This is a genomic window from Natronomonas salsuginis (assembly GCF_005239135.1).
Classification (GTDB): domain Archaea; phylum Halobacteriota; class Halobacteria; order Halobacteriales; family Haloarculaceae; genus Natronomonas; species Natronomonas salsuginis.
The window spans coordinates 22,642-38,477 of sequence record NZ_QKNX01000003.1 but is presented as its reverse complement, the minus strand read 5'-3'; the positions used below and the strand labels follow the sequence as shown (position 1 = coordinate 38,477).

Sequence of the window (15,836 nt, the reverse complement as noted above, 5' to 3'; positions counted from 1 at the left end):
ATAGAATGTTCTGCCAGGCATCAGAAGAGATGAATATTATATTTTGATAGGTATTCAATAGTTAACAATGAAGCTATGTGATTATATACGTGTTGTCGCAGATAATGCTGTCAGCCAGCAGCGTTCAGATGGTTCCTTTCCCCCAGGATGTAATGGCCCTCATCAGGACTCAGAAACTCCAGTGCGTAATACATCCCACTATTTAGTACTTCTTTGCGAACTTTATTTACAGACTGAAGATGAGGCATATTTAAATAGCGCAAATTCTGCAGCTGCCTATTTATCATCTAAAGAAGCTAGGCCCTATGGGTATACTTTTCATCATCGTGACTCGAATGTTAAGGACCATTGCAACGGGCTCATAGGACAAGCTTGGACTATCGAAGCGATTGCTAAATACAGTAATATCGTAGATTGTCCAGAACTTATTAAAACCGCTGAAGAGGTATTCCTTCAACATCCATTTGATGATCGTCTCGGACTCTGGAAACGGGTCGAAATTAATGGAAAAGTCCTCTGTTTCGATTCAACATTTAATCATCAACTCTGGTTTGCATCTGCCGGGGCATTGTTATCAACATCCAATGATGTAGATCCGGAAATTAACAAACGGATAAGTCATTTTCTCGATAAGATTGAATCACAGATCAATATTGATAATAGAGGTTTAATAGAACTCGGGGCTCAGCCACCAAAAAAAATGTGGCCTTACATCGCGATTGCAGATCAACGAGCCCGCATGACACTAGTATTACTGGCTGTTCGAATACCGATGAGGGATTCAGATCTATTCAGAGAATTATTTATTAAATTGACTCCATTCTCTCGACTCCCCGCAACTTCTAAGGTCGCTCGAGAAAAAAAAATCGGTTATCAATCTTTCCACCTATACGGGTTTGCCTTACTAAAGAAGGTATATCCGGACCATAAACTATGGTCAACATCCTGGATTGACCGGATCTTCACGGCCATAGAATCGGATACTTTTGTCGATGAATTAGAAGATACTATTTATGGGTATCCGTACAACGTGTCTGGCATAGAGCTTGCGTATGCGCTTGACGAGTTCGATCGGGGAACAAAACTCGATCAAGAGCAGTGGTTATCCCGACAGTTCAAAAAGTGCTGGGATAACGAAAAAGAGACGTTCGCACGAAACAATCCCGATCCAGAAACACTCACAGCTCGATTGTACGAAGCAGCGAGGCTCTCGGATTGGGATATTGAAATCTCATTGGAAGATAAATAATTCTCCTCAGAAAATGTGTAATCATGTTATTAGGCAATCGTATATTTTTGACAGGAATGATAGTTTATTTCATCAATAGTGTTCCAATATGTTTGGAAACCTGGTGGATAAAAGGTAATGAGCCGGTTTTAATACAAACTTACGACCTACGACCAATCGAGGCAACGAAGAGTAGTTTTTTGAGCACCTCGAAGACCCAGGTTATTTATGACTGCCTCGAGGTAATCTGATCAATGATAAAATCAGTCGTATCGATTTTTTCCTTGAGCAGCTGTTCCCTCCGCTTCCGCCACACAGTCTCGTCGTACTCGTCGAGAATCGATATCGCTTGATTGAGTCCATTTATTTGTCGATTCGGCCCAGAATAATTGAAAACCAGTCCATATTCGTCCTCCAGTTCGTTAGTGTACCCACGCCGACTGGATGATACGAAAATCGCAGGCGTACCGAGGACAGCACTTTCAGTAGCCATCGTAGCGCTCTCCCCAATAAAGAGATCTGCGTAGTACATCAGGTCATGAATACGATGGGGTTCAATTGTGAGACGCCGATCGGAAACTGATTCAGGAAGCGGCGCTTCGGAGGTGATAAACACCTCTACTCCAGTCTCTTCTAGAGCAGTAACGATATCGTGAAGATTTTCGAAACCACTGTCACCCATGTCATGAATCGCATTCCATGCAACAAGTCGCAGAATGACAAACGAATCATCAGGATTAACGTTAACATCGTCTAAAACTGTTGGATCTGGTTCGAATCGTTTAGGGTGCAGATATGCCAACTCGTGATAACTTGGGTAACGAACTTGTTTTATGCCAATGTCTCCGATATAACAATCTGGTGTATAAATACGATCGGCAAACGGAAACGTGATTCTATTCGCTAATTCAGCATGTTCTGTATCCGTAAAGATCAGGGATTCGCAATCAAAGATAGCGGAAGCATGTGATAACGGAATATTCCCGACACCAGTAACGACTGAAGGATTATGCTTTCTGGCTTCGTTGATCATGTCCAGTTCAAACGAAGCAAAAGATAAAGCCGTCTTCAGAAGACTATCATGCTGAATTCTTAACCGACCTGCAACTTTGTGTTCAATGCCATAGTTCTGTAACAAATCTATTGCTAATGGCCGTCGTTTGCTAACGACATGAACTTTGTATCCAGACTCGCTGAGTTCCTTGATAGCGTTCTTGTAGAAGTGAACGTGGGCTGGATGTCCAATTCCAATTACAATATCTGAGTTCATCTATCGCTCTGGGTGTCGGTACATTGTGCTGCTGTCTGGTGCATACAACTTTTTCTAAATACCTGCTGTTGAATCTTCATATTTATATTGGCTGGACTCACTACTTCTGGTAGTGACACTAAGCGATTTAGATATTAAAAACGTATATATATTCGTTGGAGATGCGGTTCGATATGACAAAACCAAGGAAAAATTAGCCGAACGTGGGAAGACATTGAAGACAATTGCAGCATCAACCCATACTCCAACATCATTTGCGTCAATTTTTTCCGGCAAGCAACCAACGACACATGGAATTCACGGATTTTTTCAGCAGCTCGGAGATACGCCACATCTTTTTGACCTCGAAAATCATAATGTAGTATTCGATGAAAGCGGAACTGACTTTCACGAATGGCTACGTATCGAACAACAATTATTCGGTTACCAACAACAGAAACCGTTAGCGGAGATCGATGAACCGTTTGTTGCGGTTGACCGTGATATAGGTGGCCACGCGCCGTATCCGCCAGAGCTGGAAGACCCAAAGGAAGGAAGCCGTTATTTCAAGCGTACTGGCCACGATATCGACACCTTGCAAACGGATTATGATGACGCGATAGACGACTGGTTTAATAGACTTGACCGCCGTTTAGAAATTCTCCGGGAGCGTGGAATCGAAGACGACACGCTCGTCATCGCCATGTCCGATCACGGAGAATATCTTGGTGAATACGGTCAAATCGGACACGACTACCCGGCAGGCCCAGAGTTGGTGTACGTTCCGACAACGTTCATTCATCCAGATATTGACCCGGATCTCGACACAAGCGGTTTATTCCGACACGTCGATCTAATGCCGACGCTACTGGATATTTTGGGATACGATCCGTGGCCCGACCTTCCTGGAAAAAATCTTCTCAATAAAGATCTCGCCGATATTGGTATCTGCTATTACAACCGAAGTGTGAACGATTACTTACGTCGGGTGAACCCGACCGTCGCTAATACGATGCCGACAATGCATTACGAGGTAGAAGCTGTGTACGACCGGAGTGGCGGTCGAAGCTTTGTACAGTCTGGCTATCAGATAAGACTCCTCGTCTACCTCTTTCGTACCTTCGCCCTCCCGAACGGGAAATATACGAGATATAATAGGCAGTTCCAGGCGAGCTATCAGGCAATTGTCGATACGGAGCAAAAGTACGGTTCTCCTGCCTTTTCGGCGTCAGAAGCGAGAGACATTTTCGAGACCCACAGCGCCGGTGAGGAAATCGTGCGAGACGATATCGACCTTTCCGATGAGTCAATCAAACAACTATCCGACCTCGGCTATCTTTAGACTAGCTTTTTTTAGTCACCTCGCCCGAGAGGTTCCGCTTTCCCTTCAAAACGTTGAATCCCTGATGGAGCATATTTTGTAGCGCACCGACGACCGGAAGCGGATCCGAGGGCGAGAGAATATCATAATGCTGATTGCGGACAGAAGTGAATGTGCGGAGAGTTCCAAGTCGATTCGACCTGTTTTTGAGTGACGACGCGAACCAAAGAATATCTCCCGGGAAGAGCCATCTGCTTGTGACGTCGGTATCGTAGTCGACATCCGGAATAGATTCGCCACGATATAGCCGATAGAGGAGGTATGGGAAATCGATTCCAGCCGCGATGGCGAGCGGGAGCGACCCCCAGAACCGCCCATTTACTTCCATTAATTTTGGTAACCCGTCCCGCTCGTCAAGCCTAAACTCAACCATCGCGACGCCGTGCCAGTCCATTGCTTCAAGTAGGTCAACGGCCGGCTCTTCCAATTTAGATTTGTAAATGCTTTCCCGGTACGTACTGGCTCCACCTGTGATAGGATATTCACGCAGCCGGTGATGCATAAACAGTGCCCGTGAACTCCCGCGATCGCACAGTAGTTCGACACCATATCCCTCCCCAGGGATGTACTCCTGAATCAACGGCATCATGTTGACGGCGTCGTAAATTTTCTCAGAGACAGATTGTAACTCATCGAAGTCGTCAACGTAATTTTCTTCAGTGACTTTCAACATCCTAGGCTGGTCGCCGACCCAGGTCGTCTTCGATTGTGGTTTGACGACCAGTGGATATTCCAGCTGATCATCGATCTCTGTGAGCTCGTCCGGCTCACAGAGAGTGTACGTTGTTGGGGTGGGAATACCGATATTGTCTGCAATCGTGAACGTTCTGGATTTGTCTACTGTCAATTCCATTGTCTCCCGGTCGGGAAACGGGATGATTGTTTCTTTTTTTAGTTCAGATTTAAAATACGAAAGCGGTATAGTAGTCACCTCTCTCGAAGCGAACACCATCTCGTAGTCAGATTGTTGCAGGATTCGTTTGAGATCTTGAATGAACAACTCTCGACTCTCTTGAGGATCTGCATAGGTGACGCTTTTGTTGGCATATTTCGAGAACGAACAGAGCGACGGAGTGTGTGTCTCACCTACATGGACCGACAAGCCGTGATGCCCCAAAGATCGAACCATCGCCAAGGACGCTCGCTGGCTTCCGTCGAGGACCAGAATCGTCATGATCTCGTCCCTTCCACTAGATTCTTTAGTCTTCCGCTAACGAAGCTTATTCCGTGGGTTAAGAGATATGGGAGAGGTGAGCCGCTCACCTCTCGTTCTGCATCGAGAAGCAGTGCAGTTTTGTCGTAATTCGAGTCGCTGGCCTCGTTCGAAAGGACCGTTCGGATCTGTCCTACCTCCCAGTACATATGTGCGTCACTACCGCCAATAATTGGAACGTCATTTTCGTCTCCGAGTTCGCCTGCTCGCTCGTTCTGTACCGATTTACATCTTCCATTAACCACCTCGATCAGGTCGATGTGTGAGAGGAGATCAGCAGGATCGCAATCCCGATGATACGGATGGGGTAGTACGACAATCCCATCCATTTCTCTGATCTGTTCGACGACACTTTCAAAGCCGTTTCCAGAAACTTCCTTATCGAGAAATAACCCAATGATATCGCCGCGATTAGTTTCTATTTCCATACCTGGGATAACAAAGACGCCGTGCTTTTCGAGTATCCGTTCTCGATTTTCTCGAGAAAACTCATTCGCGTAAATATCCATATTTCCGTGGTCAGTTACTGAAATAACGGACAGATCACGAATTTTTGCTGTATAAATAATCCGATTTGGGCTCATAAAACTATCAAAGGAATACTTCGAGTGCATATGGAGGTCACACGTAATCGAATCGAGCTCGGTTATTTGCATATTGTCTGGCAGTCAGTTAGTACGTTATCTCCCATGCTAGATAAGAGCGTCCGTACCCTTTTTTCAGTTCGCTCGCCTTTGAACAGCCAATAGGCAGGGCGACGTGTCATATTGCCCACGTTTGGAAAGTCCGCCCGGGCGATGTCGATTGGATGGAAATAGAAGACTGAATCACCGCGTGCGAGACTCTGCTCAATGCCCCGCTGGACAATTCTGCGGCCGAATAGGCGAATCAGCGGCCCGCCGCCGGCGGGGATCTTCCCGAAGGGTGTGTCCCAATACGGCCAGGGGAGTTCAATAATATCGCGATCACCGCCGGGATCGAGCGCGTTCTCTTTCGGAGTATACGGTGTGGTCCCGACCGCGTCGAGATCTTGGTCGGTCTTGTTGTAAAGCGAGTTCCTGGCGACGGAAGAATCGTACTCGAAACCTACGTCGTCGAGCACGTCGATGACCCACCCGCCGATGTACGCACCCGGCGCTCGGAATCCGACTACCTCTTGGCCGGACGCATCTTCGAGTTTCGCTTTCGCCGTCCGAAGGATCTCCCGGTACTCCTCTGGCGTGAAGCGGGGCTCCTTCGTGTCGGGATTGATAACACACTCGTGATGGAGACCGTGGCATCCGATCTCGTGTCCGTGGTCGGCGATCGTTTCCACGAGGCCGGGGTAGTTGTCGACGACGTCCGCGACGACGAAGAACGTCGCTCTGACACCGAGTTCGTCGAGTATCTCCAACGTCCGGTGGGTTGGCTCCGTGAGGTAATCGTACTCCTCGTCCCAGTATGCGAAGAACTCGTGGACGTTCTCGAACTCGGAGAAAGACGACCCAGTGACGGCGGGAACGTGATACCAATCCTCGACGTCGACCGACACTGCGAGCCTGCCATCAGTCACGTATCTGGACCTCTCTGTCCTCGTTCACCTGCATGTCGAACAGCATCGCGAACATGAGGAACAAGCTCCCGATGGTGAATATCATCAAACTGAGCGCAGCACGGACGAACAGCGGATTATTGCCTATGATTTTCCCATACACTGACCATCCGACGGCAGACATACCAAACAGCGTCGTCAGAATCCCAAACAGATAGAACAGCGCCAATGGATGAAAATCCAACACTAAATACTTCACTTTCAGCCGCCAGAAGAAGTTCCGCAACAACATTCCCGACACTTTCCGAATGTACGTACTATATCGAATACTCGACGCCTCGTCGCCGTACACCGCGGGCATCGCCACGTCCGCGACGCGCATCCCCTTGGCGTTCAGCTTCACGAGCAGGTCGTTGCAGTAGCCGTAGTACTCGTACATCGACTCGATGCCGACGTTCTCCAACGCGTACTTCGAGATCGCGGTGTAGCCGTTTTGGGGGTCCATCGTCTTCCAGTAGCCCGAGGCGACCTTCGTCAGGAAGGTCAGAATCGAGTTGCCGAAGAAGCGCCACTTCGACATGCCCCGACGGTACTCTTTGTACAGCAAGCGATTGCCCTTCGCGTAGTCGGCCTCGTCGTCGACGATCGGATCGAGGAACGTGTGCAGGATGTCGGGATCCATCTGGCCGTCCCCGCCCATCACCGCGGTGATGTCGAGGTCGTCCCGCAGGGCGCGCGTGTAGCCCGTCTTGATCCCGCCGCCGACGCCCCGGTTCTCCTCGTGTTGGATCGGGACGATCCGCGGATCGTAGAGCAGGCCGCTCTCGGCGACGCCGCCGTCCGCTTCGATGAACTGCGCCGGTGCGTCGTCGTCGACGGGGACGGGTTTGAGATCCGCATCGACCGCGAGGGGGCCGTGCTGGCGGGCGCGCTGGTTCGCCCGTTCGGCGTGCGCTCTGATCTCGTCCCACGTGCCGTCCGTCGAGCAGTCGTCGATGACGTACGCCCGGTCGACGTACTCGGGGAGGGTGTCGATCACGTCGCCGACGAACCCCTCCTCGTTGTACGCGGGGATCACCACGCCGATCGAGTGGCCCCTATACATCGTAGCCACCCCCGATCGTGTACACCCGGTGGGCCGTCTCGGAGAGGTCGAGCGTCTGCCGGCCGTCGACGACGACCGATCCGCCCGCCCGCCCCAGTCGATCCCACTCGATCGCCTCGAACTCCTCGTGGGGCGTCACCGAGACGACGCCGTCGAACGCGCGGTCGTAGATCGCCGACAGCGCGATCGGCTCCAGATCAAATTCCTCGAAATCGTCGAGCATCGGATCGACGCCGTACACCGACGCGCCCGCCTCGCTCAGCTCCGAGGCGATCGAAATCGCGGGTGACGCGCGGATCTCCTCGACGCCCGGCCGATACGTCAACCCGAGGACGAGCACCGAGGCGTCAGAGAGGTCGAGCCCCTCCGCCTCGAACTCCTCGCGAAGCTTCCCGACGGTGAACGCCGGCATCGAGTCGTTGACCGTTCGCGCGGTCTCCAGAAGCGGCGCGTCCGTCTCGAAGGGGTCGATGACGAAGTATGGATAAAACGGGATGCAGTGGCCGCCAACGCCCGGCCCCGGCGTGTGAATGTCGCAGAAGGGTTGGGTGTTCGCCACCTCGATCGCCTCGTTCACGTCGATGCCGAACTCGTCGGTGAACGTCGCCAGCTCGTTCGCCAGCGCGATGTTGACGTCGCGGTACAGCCCCTCGAACACCTTCACGCACTCGGCGGTCGTCGAATCCGACACCTCGATCACGCCCGCGTCGTTGATCCCCTCGTAGATGCACTTCGCGACGCGCGTGCTCTCGGCGTCGACGCCGCCGACGACCTTCGGATACGCGCCGCGGATGTCCTCCAGCGCTCGGCCGCTCGACGTCCGCTCCGGACAGAAGGCCACGCCGAACTCGTCGGAGTCGAGCCCCGAGCGCTCGGCCAACCGTGGCGCGATCCGATCCGCCGTCGTCCGCGGCGGCACGGTACACTCGACGAGCACGAGATCGCCCGCAGATAGCCCCGACCCGATATCTTCGACGACCGAATCGAGGATCGAGAGATCCGGCTGCTTCGCGTCGGTGATCGGCGTCGGCACGATGACGACGTGCACGCTCGCCTCGCGTGCGGCGTCTGTGGGCTCCGTCGTGGCTTCCAGCGCCCCCGCCTCAACGCGCTCGCCGACCAGTTCGGCGAGCCCCGGTTCGCGCTTGACGTGACACGAGCCATCGTTGATCGTCTCGACGACGTCGGGATCGACGTCCGCGCCGATGACGTTCCCTGTCAGTTCGGCGAAGACGGCCGCCAGCGGCAGCCCCATCTTGCCGAGCCCGTACACCGCGACCGGGACATCGCCCGACTGGATCGCCGCCTGGAGGCGGTCATCGGAGACCGCCCCACCGTACAGTCGCTCGGGCGTCTCCGACTCCGATCTCATTCACGCATCACCGGGACGGCCTTCTGTTCGTCGCCGAACGCCGCCGCGTTGATCTCGCGGGCGATTTCGAGCGCGCGAAGCCCCTCCTCGCCCGTTACCGGCGGCTCGGTATCGTTCGCGCACGCCTCGATGAACGACCGCAGTTCGTACTTCAGCGGCTCGCCGTTGTCGACCGCCGGGTTCTCGACGACGCTCTCGTGTCGGTACCGCACGTCGCCGTTGTTGGTGACGAACTCCGGGACCGACTGGCGGTGAATCTGTACCGACTGATCGATGTAGTCGGCGGTGACGTAGCAGTCCTCGGCGGTGATCGACAGCGTCCGCGTCTTTGTTTGGGTCACCCGACTCGCCGTGAGCGTCCCGACGACGCCCTCTTCGAACGCCAATGTTGCGGTCGCGTGCCGACCCTCGGCCGCGCCGACCGCGTCGATCGATTCGACGGACGACCCCACCAGCGAGCGCACGATGTCGATGTCGTGGATCATCAGGTCGATGACCGCCGAGTCGAGGATGCCCCGATCCGGCGTCGGCCCGAGTCGTTCGGCCTCGAAGGCGATCACGTCGAGATCGGGGACGATCTCCTCGAGCGTCTTGACGACGGGGTTGTGCCGCTCGATGTGGCCGACCTGTAGCGTGACGCCCGCTCGGTCCGCGGCCTCGATGAGCGCACGGCCGTGTTCTGGATCCTCGACGATGGGTTTCTCGATGAGCAGGTCCACCCCGGCGTCGATGCACTGCCGGGCTAGATCGTAGTGGAATTTCGTCGGCACCGCGATCGTGACGGCGTCGACCCGATCGATCAGTTCGTCGACGGCGAACGACCGCGTCGAGTACTCCGCCGCGATCTCCGCCGCGCGCTCCGCGTCCGCGTCCGCGACGCCGACGAGCTCCGCTGTCGGCAGTTCGTTGTACACCCGCGTGTGGTGTTGCCCCATCGTCCCGACCCCGATTACGCCGACTCGTGTCTCTGTCATCCTAGAAAAATCCCCTCACAGCATCGACGATTCTGTCGATGTCATGTTCGTTGATCGACGGGTGAACTGGTATCGATAAGACTTCTTCGGTTGCGGCTTCGGCGATCGGTGCGGACACGTCGAACGCGTCGTACGCCGGCTGCTCGTGGATCGCCACCGGATAGTAGATGCCCGCGCCGATATCGTGCGCATCGAGATGCTCCAGAAGTTCGTCTCGCCGTTCCGTGCGGATCGTGTACTGGTGATAGACGTGCCTCCGATCGGCGGGCTCGATCGGCGTCTCCACGGGCGTGTCAGCCAATCCAGCCGTTAGCCGTGCAGCGTTCTCACGCCTGGCTTCGACGTACGCGGGGAGTTTTTCGAGCTGCGCCCGCCCGATCGCGGCGGCGATCGAGGTCAGCCGGAAGTTGTGCCCGACGTCGACGTGTTCGTACGTGTCGGAGCGACCGTGATTGACGAATCGGGCGGCCCGGTCGGCGACGTGCCCGTCGTCGGTGACGACCATGCCGCCTTCGCCGGTCGTCATGTTCTTCGTCGGATAAAACGAGAAACACGCGGCGTCGCCGAACGCGCCGACGCGCGTCTCCGAGACAGTCGCGCCGTGGGCTTGCGCGGCGTCCTCGATTAATAAGAGGTCGTACTCCGCTGCGATCTCGCGCAATCGCTCGACGTCAGCCGGCAGTCCGTACAGATGCACCGCGAGGATGGCGTCGATCGCCCCGTCGTACGTCTCGATCGTCTCGACGACCGCGTCCGGATCGAGGTTGTACGTCTCTGGGTCGATATCGGCGAAGACCGGCTCGGCACCGCACAGCTGGATCGCGTTCGCGCTCGCGATGAACGAGAACGGCGTCGTCAGGATTCGATCGCCCCCTCCAAGGTCGAGCGCCTCGAAGGCGGTCTGCAGGGCAGTGGTCCCGTTCGAGGTCGCCACGCCGTGGTCAACCCCGCAGAACGCGGCGAACTCGGCCTCGAACTCCCGCACGATCGGTCCGTCGGCCACCATCCCGCTGTCGAGCACTTCCGCAACCCGCCGTTTTTCTTCCCTACCGAAATCCGGATTGGCGATCGGGATCGGATCCGGCTCACTCGGCAAGCGTGTTCCCCCCCGAAAGCGCCGTCGGCAGCGATCGGTGCGCCGCCGGAACGCCCGTCGCGAGCGTGTCCGCCGGGACGTCCTCGGTGACGACCGCGCCGGCTGCGACGAAGGCGTTTTCACCGATCGTCACGCCCGGCAGGACGGTGGCGTTCGCGCCGATCGAGACGCCGTCTTCGATCGTCGGTCCAGCGAGGTCGACGTCCCGCCGAATCGGATAGGGATCGTTCGTCAACACCGCATGCGGGCCGAGAAAGACGTTGTCCCCGATCTCGGTGTTGGTTGGGACGTACACGCCCGTTTGCATACTCACGTTAGAGCCGATTTTACACGTCCCATCGATGACGGCGTTAGTCCCGAGCAACACGTTGTCACCGATCGTCGTGTCCTCGCGGACGAGTCCGTTGTGCCCGGTCGCGAACCCGTCTCCGATCGACACATCGCGGTAGATGATCGTTCCTGCGCGGACGATCGCGTTCGACCCGATTCGAACCGGCGCAGCGTCGTCGCGATATTCGTAGCCGACCGTTGCGTCCGGGTGAATGGCGGCGTTCGATCCGATGTGTCCCATGTATGTATGAACTCCGTGGCCCCTCGGAGGCCCGAGTAGCCACTGATTATTGACACCTGTTTCAACCGGGTGTAGCGTTAAAATCTTTACCCTGGGCATCGACACCCCGGGTCGGGACCGACCGGAGGACACGGGAACCGCGTTGGCGGCCCGCGACAGACTCTTGGCGTCTGTACAGCGCCATCGAGCGCTCGCAACCCCCCAATAGAGACCGCTACAAAACACCCATTTGACCCACCGCCGTGTGAACACGTAGATGGACGACCGACTCGGGATCCGACTCCTCGCGATCGCGACCCTCGTCGCAGTGCTGTTCGGTTGCTTCGTACTCGCTGGTACCGTCCAGCCCAGTCCCGACGACCGCAACTACCCAAACGAAGCGGATATCGCCGCCGACGGGGAGCGATACGTCGGCGACCGCGTCGTCGTCGGTGGGACCGTGATCGAAACCGATCCGCTCACCATCGAGGCCGAACCGATCCCGGGCGAACCGATCGCGTTCGTCGTCGAGGACACCGCCCGAACGCCCGAGGTCGGTGACACGCTCACCGTCTACGGGACGCTCCGTTCGGAGAACCGTATCCGCGCCATCGAACCGATTCACAGGGAGCCGTGGGAGATGCAGTACATGTACCTCGTCTCGTTTCTGGGCGGCCTGTGGGTGCTCGGCCGGCTCTGCAACGGCTGGCGGTTCGATCGCGAGTCGATGAGCCTCGTCCCGCGAACCGCCCCGCTGATTTCGGTCGGGGGGCGCTGAGATGCCGGATATCCTCACGCACGTGCTGGTCGGATACGTTCTGGGAACGCTGGTGTCGTTTCGGCTCCAATGGCTCACCCCACAGCACGTCACGGTCACAATGCTCGGGGCGATGGTTCCGGATCTCACCAAGATCAAACTTCTCGTGCCGAGCACGCAGGTGGAACTGTGGCTCGGACTCCCGTTCGATTGGTTCGCGATTCACACTCTCGGCGGCGCGTTGGTCGCCGTCGCAATCGGCGCGCTCTGCACTGCGGGCCAGCATCGCCGTCGCGTGTTCGGCCTGCTGATCCTCGGCGCGATCTCACATCTCTCTCTCGACGCGCTGCTAATCAACGCCTCCGGCTACTCCTACGCCGTGTTCTTCCCGTTCAGCGCGGTCCACCCGCCGACGCCGGGGCTGTTTCTCAGCAGCGATCGCTGGCCGGCCGCTGTCGGTGCGGTGCTCGCGGGCGCGATCTGGACGCTTCGGCGTCGGTACCGGCCGGGGCACGGGAGCTGAATCAAGGCGATCGACGAGATCGAGCGACGAATCGTGACGTGACATCCTTTCGACAGAAGATGGATCGAAAACGCAGTTCCTCGGGGGACAATCTCGTCGGCAAAGGGTAGGCGAACTCACCGCACCGCGTCGGCGATCTCGGTCACGTCGGCGTCGGTCTTGAACGTCGTCCCGCCGTAGTGGGTCCGCGACGTCTCGAACCCCGCCTCGCGAAGCAGGTCCAGAAAGTCGTCCATCGCGATGTTCGGCTCGCCCCACCGCTTGTAGAGGCGATGCTGGTCGTAGTGGGTCGGCTCGTCGAGTTCGCCCGCGATCGTCGCGAGCAGGTCGCGAGCCTTCGCGGCGGTGCCGAACGATTCGGTGACGTTCGCCGCGACCCGTTCGACGAACGCGGCGTTGTGAGCGGGGCCGAGCCAGACTGGGCCGGCGGTCCACGTCGACTGCCCGCAGTTCGGGCAGGTCGTCGTCGGGTCGGCGATGAGCGTCCGCTCGGCCTCGCGCCACAGACAGCGCTGGCAGTGATCGACGTAGCCGAGGTCGCCGATCCGGGCGTCGGCGGCTCGCGCGCCGCCGTCGACTCGGAGATACGTCCGGACGTAGTGGCTGGACACGTGGCTCAACACCGGCGTCGCGGCGATGTCGTAGCGGGCGGCCGTCCTGACGAGCGCCGAAAGCAACACGCGAAGCCCCATCTCGGCGTGGAACTCGGTGTTTCGCGGGACGGCAGCGTAGCTTCGGACGCCGCTCTCGAAGTGCGCGCCACAGAGGGGTGCGGTGTCGGTCGCCGTCACGCAGACGTACTCGCGGCCGCTCCGAAACGCCGCGTCGGCGAAGGGGATCGGCGTCCCGAACGGGTCGAGGTCGACCACGTCGTGGCGGTGTTCGTGCATGTGCGCGTTGACGTTCCGGTGGTGGATCTCGCCCGCGAGCCCGTTCCGCTCGAGGTTCGAGCGCGCGAGGTCGACAGCGTCGGAATCGATGTCGCAGCCGGTGACCGCGTAGCCCGCGTCGGCCGCCCGAACCGCCCGGATCCCGCTGGCCGTCATCGCGTCGAGATACGTCTCGCAGTCGTCGGCGACGGTGCGGAGGACGGCCTCGGTGATGTCGCGGTTCAGCTCCTGAACAGGGTTATAAAAGACCCCGTCGCCGGACCCCTCGCTCGCGCCGTGTCGCGCCTCGGGCACCTCGATCGTGACGGCTCCCTCACGGACTTCCATACCGTCCGTTCAAAACCGGGGGCGAAAAGGGATGCGCTTGCGAGGCGGGCGGCCACTACGTCTCGTCCTTCCAGATCAGCCCCGACGTGCTCGCATCGACGACCGTCTTGTCGTCTTCGTTGCGGTAGACGACGTCGTTTTCGAGCAGGTAGCGGTCCTCTCGCTCCGCCACCGATTCGACGGTCCACTCGCAGGTGACCGTCTCGCCGGTGAACACGGGCCGCCGGAACTCGTAGGTCATCGTCTGGGCGATGTAGCGTAGATGGCCCCCGATCTTCGTCATGAGCGATCCGGTGAGCAGCTCCTGGACGATCAGCCGCCCGTCCGCGTCGGGATCGGTGTGAATCGACTGCTGATCGCCGGTGATCTCGCCGAACTCGCGCACGTGCTCGACTGTGAACGTCCGTTCGTGGGTGATGACGTCGCCCTCGGCGGGGATATCGGCGCGTTCGTCCGACCTATCAGTTGGCATGGGCGGCGGTTCTCCGTGCGGTGACAAAAATATAAGTTGGAGAGGGAAGCGAACACCAACATCTCGGTCATCAATCGTCGTCAGCGGTGTACGCCCCGCTGCGTCGTTTGATTCGTGCAACGATCATTCGTTTTTCCTCCCGTCGGAACGTCACCGAGAGTCGAAACTCGCCAATACGCACCTTCCGGTAGGGGCTGTTCTGCAGCGGTTCGCCGTAGTCCGGTGGATCGCGCCACGGAGAGTCGACGATGTCGTCCAGTTTTTCCATGATACGGCCTCGTGTATCGGACGGAAGTCGGCCGAGATCGGACTGCGCTTTCGACGAGAGCTCCCACGTCCACTCGCCGTCACTCATCGCTCCTAAACCGCTCGCGGGCTTCGTCCGCACTCATCGTCCGACCCTCGCGGATGTCCTCCTCGGCGGCCAAGAGCGCGACGAGCTCGTCCCGATCGAACGACGGAAATTCCACCGCGTCTCGGAGCGTATACCGAATGAACTCGCTTCGACTGTTGAATCCGCGCCCCTGCCACGTCTCGTCGATTTTGTCCACGAACGACCTGGTGGCTTTAAAATTCACCGTGACGACCTCTTCCTCATCGCCGCCGTTGGTGGTTGCTTCTGACATACCATGGTATTACTATAGTCTTACCAATAGGTATTTCGCTGAAACGATGCGGACCAACAAAACACCCGTAATCGTAGCTGCAGGAGTGACGCCTATGCTCACCCCGGCCGTCGAACCAACAAGAACACACCATGGAAGTCGAGCTATTCGGGTCCACGTTCGCGGTCGACGAGACGTACGTCGAGGAATCGCCCGCGGAGATCCGCGAGCAGATCGAAGAGTACGAGCGCGGCGAGCGGCGGACGTTCGACCTCGCCATCGACGCGCCGGACACGTTCACTGGGAGGGTGATGGGGCAGATGATCGAAATCCCGTACGGCGAAACGCGAACCTACGGCGGGATCGCCGATGCGCTCGATACGTCGCCGATCGCGGTCGGCGGTGCCTGCGGGCGAAACCCGGTTACGGTGGTCGTACCGTGTCACCGCGTCGTCAAGAGCGACGGCGGGCTGGGCGGGTTCTCCGCCTCCGGCGGCGTGGCGGTGAAGCGGCGCATGCTCGATCACGAGGCGGAGCACGCGTCGGCGTGAGGTCGTCGCGGG

Annotated in this window: 18 protein-coding genes; 5 read left to right on the top strand and 13 right to left on the bottom strand. The window is 57.3% G+C overall.

The genetic code is table 11. The features are described 5' to 3' along the window. Window positions 1-67 precede the first annotated feature (67 nt). Window positions 68-1,249, top strand: a complete 1,182-nt coding sequence (locus tag DM868_RS08525) for an agl cluster protein AglQ (protein WP_137276459.1) — start codon at window positions 68-70, stop codon at window positions 1,247-1,249. 205 nt (window positions 1,250-1,454) lie between these two features. Here DM868_RS08525 and DM868_RS08520 read toward each other — a convergent pair whose 3' ends face one another. After that, on the bottom strand, window positions 1,455-2,498 hold the full coding sequence (locus DM868_RS08520) for a DUF354 domain-containing protein (RefSeq protein ID WP_137276458.1): 1,044 nt from the start codon (window positions 2,496-2,498) through the stop codon (window positions 1,455-1,457). A 112-nt stretch (window positions 2,499-2,610) separates the two neighbouring features. Between DM868_RS08520 and DM868_RS08515 the strand changes: the two genes are divergently transcribed. Then, window positions 2,611-3,819, top strand: coding sequence for a sulfatase-like hydrolase/transferase (locus tag DM868_RS08515; RefSeq protein WP_170964464.1), 1,209 nt, complete (start codon window positions 2,611-2,613; stop codon window positions 3,817-3,819). Between the two features lies 1 nt (window position 3,820). Here the strand turns inward: DM868_RS08515 and DM868_RS08510 are convergent, their stop codons facing one another. The 8 genes from DM868_RS08510 to DM868_RS08475 are packed head-to-tail and all read right to left on the bottom strand — an operon-like array spanning window position 3,821 to window position 11,720. Continuing rightward, on the bottom strand, window positions 3,821-5,032 hold the full coding sequence (locus DM868_RS08510; protein WP_137276456.1) for a carboxylate--amine ligase: 1,212 nt from the start codon (window positions 5,030-5,032) through the stop codon (window positions 3,821-3,823). Next, on the bottom strand, window positions 5,029-5,685 hold the full coding sequence (locus DM868_RS08505) for a PHP domain-containing protein (RefSeq protein WP_281280697.1): 657 nt from the start codon (window positions 5,683-5,685) through the stop codon (window positions 5,029-5,031). The genes DM868_RS08510 and DM868_RS08505 overlap by 4 nt, the downstream gene beginning before the upstream one ends. Window positions 5,686-5,717: 32 nt before the next feature. Continuing rightward, complete coding sequence (locus DM868_RS08500) at window positions 5,718-6,602, bottom strand: polysaccharide deacetylase family protein (protein WP_281280696.1); 885 nt, start codon at window positions 6,600-6,602, stop codon at window positions 5,718-5,720. 13 nt (window positions 6,603-6,615) lie between these two features. After that, window positions 6,616-7,707, bottom strand: coding sequence for a glycosyltransferase family 2 protein (locus tag DM868_RS08495; protein WP_137276453.1), 1,092 nt, complete (start codon window positions 7,705-7,707; stop codon window positions 6,616-6,618). Beyond that, window positions 7,700-9,079: a nucleotide sugar dehydrogenase gene (locus DM868_RS08490; RefSeq protein ID WP_137276452.1), complete on the bottom strand. Its 1,380-nt coding sequence runs from the start codon at window positions 9,077-9,079 to the stop codon at window positions 7,700-7,702. Before DM868_RS08490 ends, DM868_RS08495 begins: the two co-directional genes overlap by 8 nt. After that, on the bottom strand, window positions 9,076-10,053 hold the full coding sequence (locus DM868_RS08485; RefSeq protein WP_137276451.1) for a Gfo/Idh/MocA family protein: 978 nt from the start codon (window positions 10,051-10,053) through the stop codon (window positions 9,076-9,078). Before DM868_RS08485 ends, DM868_RS08490 begins: the two co-directional genes overlap by 4 nt. A gap of 1 nt (window position 10,054) precedes the next feature. Beyond that, complete coding sequence (locus DM868_RS08480; protein ID WP_246049044.1) at window positions 10,055-11,149, bottom strand: DegT/DnrJ/EryC1/StrS family aminotransferase; 1,095 nt, start codon at window positions 11,147-11,149, stop codon at window positions 10,055-10,057. Beyond that, window positions 11,139-11,720, bottom strand: a complete 582-nt coding sequence (locus DM868_RS08475; RefSeq protein ID WP_137276450.1) for an acyltransferase — start codon at window positions 11,718-11,720, stop codon at window positions 11,139-11,141. Before DM868_RS08475 ends, DM868_RS08480 begins: the two co-directional genes overlap by 11 nt. Before the next feature lie 256 nt (window positions 11,721-11,976). Here DM868_RS08475 and DM868_RS08470 point away from each other — a divergent pair, with 256 nt between their 5' ends. Both DM868_RS08470 and DM868_RS08465 read left to right on the top strand, forming a co-directional pair. Next, entirely contained in the window at window positions 11,977-12,477 is a 501-nt protein-coding gene (locus tag DM868_RS08470; RefSeq protein ID WP_137276449.1) for a hypothetical protein, read from the top strand. A 1-nt stretch (window position 12,478) separates the two neighbouring features. After that, window positions 12,479-12,979: a metal-dependent hydrolase gene (locus DM868_RS08465; RefSeq protein ID WP_137276448.1), complete on the top strand. Its 501-nt coding sequence runs from the start codon at window positions 12,479-12,481 to the stop codon at window positions 12,977-12,979. A gap of 116 nt (window positions 12,980-13,095) precedes the next feature. On the opposite strand, the gene DM868_RS08460 is transcribed toward DM868_RS08465, so the two are convergent. The 4 genes from DM868_RS08460 to DM868_RS08445 all read right to left on the bottom strand — a co-directional run bounded on the left by DM868_RS08460 (window position 13,096) and on the right by DM868_RS08445 (window position 15,294). Further along, the gene (locus tag DM868_RS08460) at window positions 13,096-14,196 is read right to left on the bottom strand and encodes a tRNA (guanine(26)-N(2))-dimethyltransferase (RefSeq protein WP_137276447.1); all 1,101 of its coding nucleotides are present in this window, start codon (window positions 14,194-14,196) and stop codon (window positions 13,096-13,098) included. A gap of 55 nt (window positions 14,197-14,251) precedes the next feature. Continuing rightward, window positions 14,252-14,668, bottom strand: a complete 417-nt coding sequence (locus DM868_RS08455) for an FAS1-like dehydratase domain-containing protein (protein WP_137276446.1) — start codon at window positions 14,666-14,668, stop codon at window positions 14,252-14,254. A 70-nt stretch (window positions 14,669-14,738) separates the two neighbouring features. Further along, window positions 14,739-15,023 carry a type II toxin-antitoxin system RelE family toxin gene (locus tag DM868_RS08450; protein WP_137276445.1) on the bottom strand — a complete coding sequence of 95 codons (285 nt, stop codon included), beginning with the start codon at window positions 15,021-15,023 and terminating at the stop codon, window positions 14,739-14,741. Continuing rightward, entirely contained in the window at window positions 15,016-15,294 is a 279-nt protein-coding gene (locus DM868_RS08445; RefSeq protein ID WP_137276444.1) for a ribbon-helix-helix domain-containing protein, read from the bottom strand. The genes DM868_RS08450 and DM868_RS08445 overlap by 8 nt, the downstream gene beginning before the upstream one ends. Before the next feature lie 131 nt (window positions 15,295-15,425). Here DM868_RS08445 and DM868_RS08440 point away from each other — a divergent pair, with 131 nt between their 5' ends. Further along, window positions 15,426-15,824 carry a methylated-DNA--[protein]-cysteine S-methyltransferase gene (locus DM868_RS08440; protein WP_137276443.1) on the top strand — a complete coding sequence of 133 codons (399 nt, stop codon included), beginning with the start codon at window positions 15,426-15,428 and terminating at the stop codon, window positions 15,822-15,824. The last annotated feature ends 12 nt before the right edge of the window (window positions 15,825-15,836 follow it).

What these genes read in the sequence shown, in the direction of transcription:
- DM868_RS08525 (WP_137276459.1), top strand. Translation starts at nt 68, where the DNA reads ATGAAGCTATGTGATTATATACGTGTTGTCGCAGATAATGCTGTCAGC.
- DM868_RS08520 (WP_137276458.1), bottom strand. Translation starts at nt 2,498, where the DNA reads ATGAACTCAGATATTGTAATTGGAATTGGACATCCAGCCCACGTTCAC.
- DM868_RS08510 (WP_137276456.1), bottom strand. Translation starts at nt 5,032, where the DNA reads ATGACGATTCTGGTCCTCGACGGAAGCCAGCGAGCGTCCTTGGCGATG.
- DM868_RS08505 (WP_281280697.1), bottom strand. Translation starts at nt 5,685, where the DNA reads ATGCACTCGAAGTATTCCTTTGATAGTTTTATGAGCCCAAATCGGATT.
- DM868_RS08495 (WP_137276453.1), bottom strand. Translation starts at nt 7,707, where the DNA reads ATGTATAGGGGCCACTCGATCGGCGTGGTGATCCCCGCGTACAACGAG.
- DM868_RS08490 (WP_137276452.1), bottom strand. Translation starts at nt 9,079, where the DNA reads ATGAGATCGGAGTCGGAGACGCCCGAGCGACTGTACGGTGGGGCGGTC.
- DM868_RS08485 (WP_137276451.1), bottom strand. Translation starts at nt 10,053, where the DNA reads ATGACAGAGACACGAGTCGGCGTAATCGGGGTCGGGACGATGGGGCAA.
- DM868_RS08475 (WP_137276450.1), bottom strand. Translation starts at nt 11,720, where the DNA reads ATGGGACACATCGGATCGAACGCCGCCATTCACCCGGACGCAACGGTC.
- DM868_RS08470 (WP_137276449.1), top strand. Translation starts at nt 11,977, where the DNA reads ATGGACGACCGACTCGGGATCCGACTCCTCGCGATCGCGACCCTCGTC.
- DM868_RS08465 (WP_137276448.1), top strand. Translation starts at nt 12,479, where the DNA reads ATGCCGGATATCCTCACGCACGTGCTGGTCGGATACGTTCTGGGAACG.
- DM868_RS08460 (WP_137276447.1), bottom strand. Translation starts at nt 14,196, where the DNA reads ATGGAAGTCCGTGAGGGAGCCGTCACGATCGAGGTGCCCGAGGCGCGA.
- DM868_RS08455 (WP_137276446.1), bottom strand. Translation starts at nt 14,668, where the DNA reads ATGCCAACTGATAGGTCGGACGAACGCGCCGATATCCCCGCCGAGGGC.
- DM868_RS08450 (WP_137276445.1), bottom strand. Translation starts at nt 15,023, where the DNA reads ATGAGTGACGGCGAGTGGACGTGGGAGCTCTCGTCGAAAGCGCAGTCC.
- DM868_RS08445 (WP_137276444.1), bottom strand. Translation starts at nt 15,294, where the DNA reads ATGTCAGAAGCAACCACCAACGGCGGCGATGAGGAAGAGGTCGTCACG.
- DM868_RS08440 (WP_137276443.1), top strand. Translation starts at nt 15,426, where the DNA reads ATGGAAGTCGAGCTATTCGGGTCCACGTTCGCGGTCGACGAGACGTAC.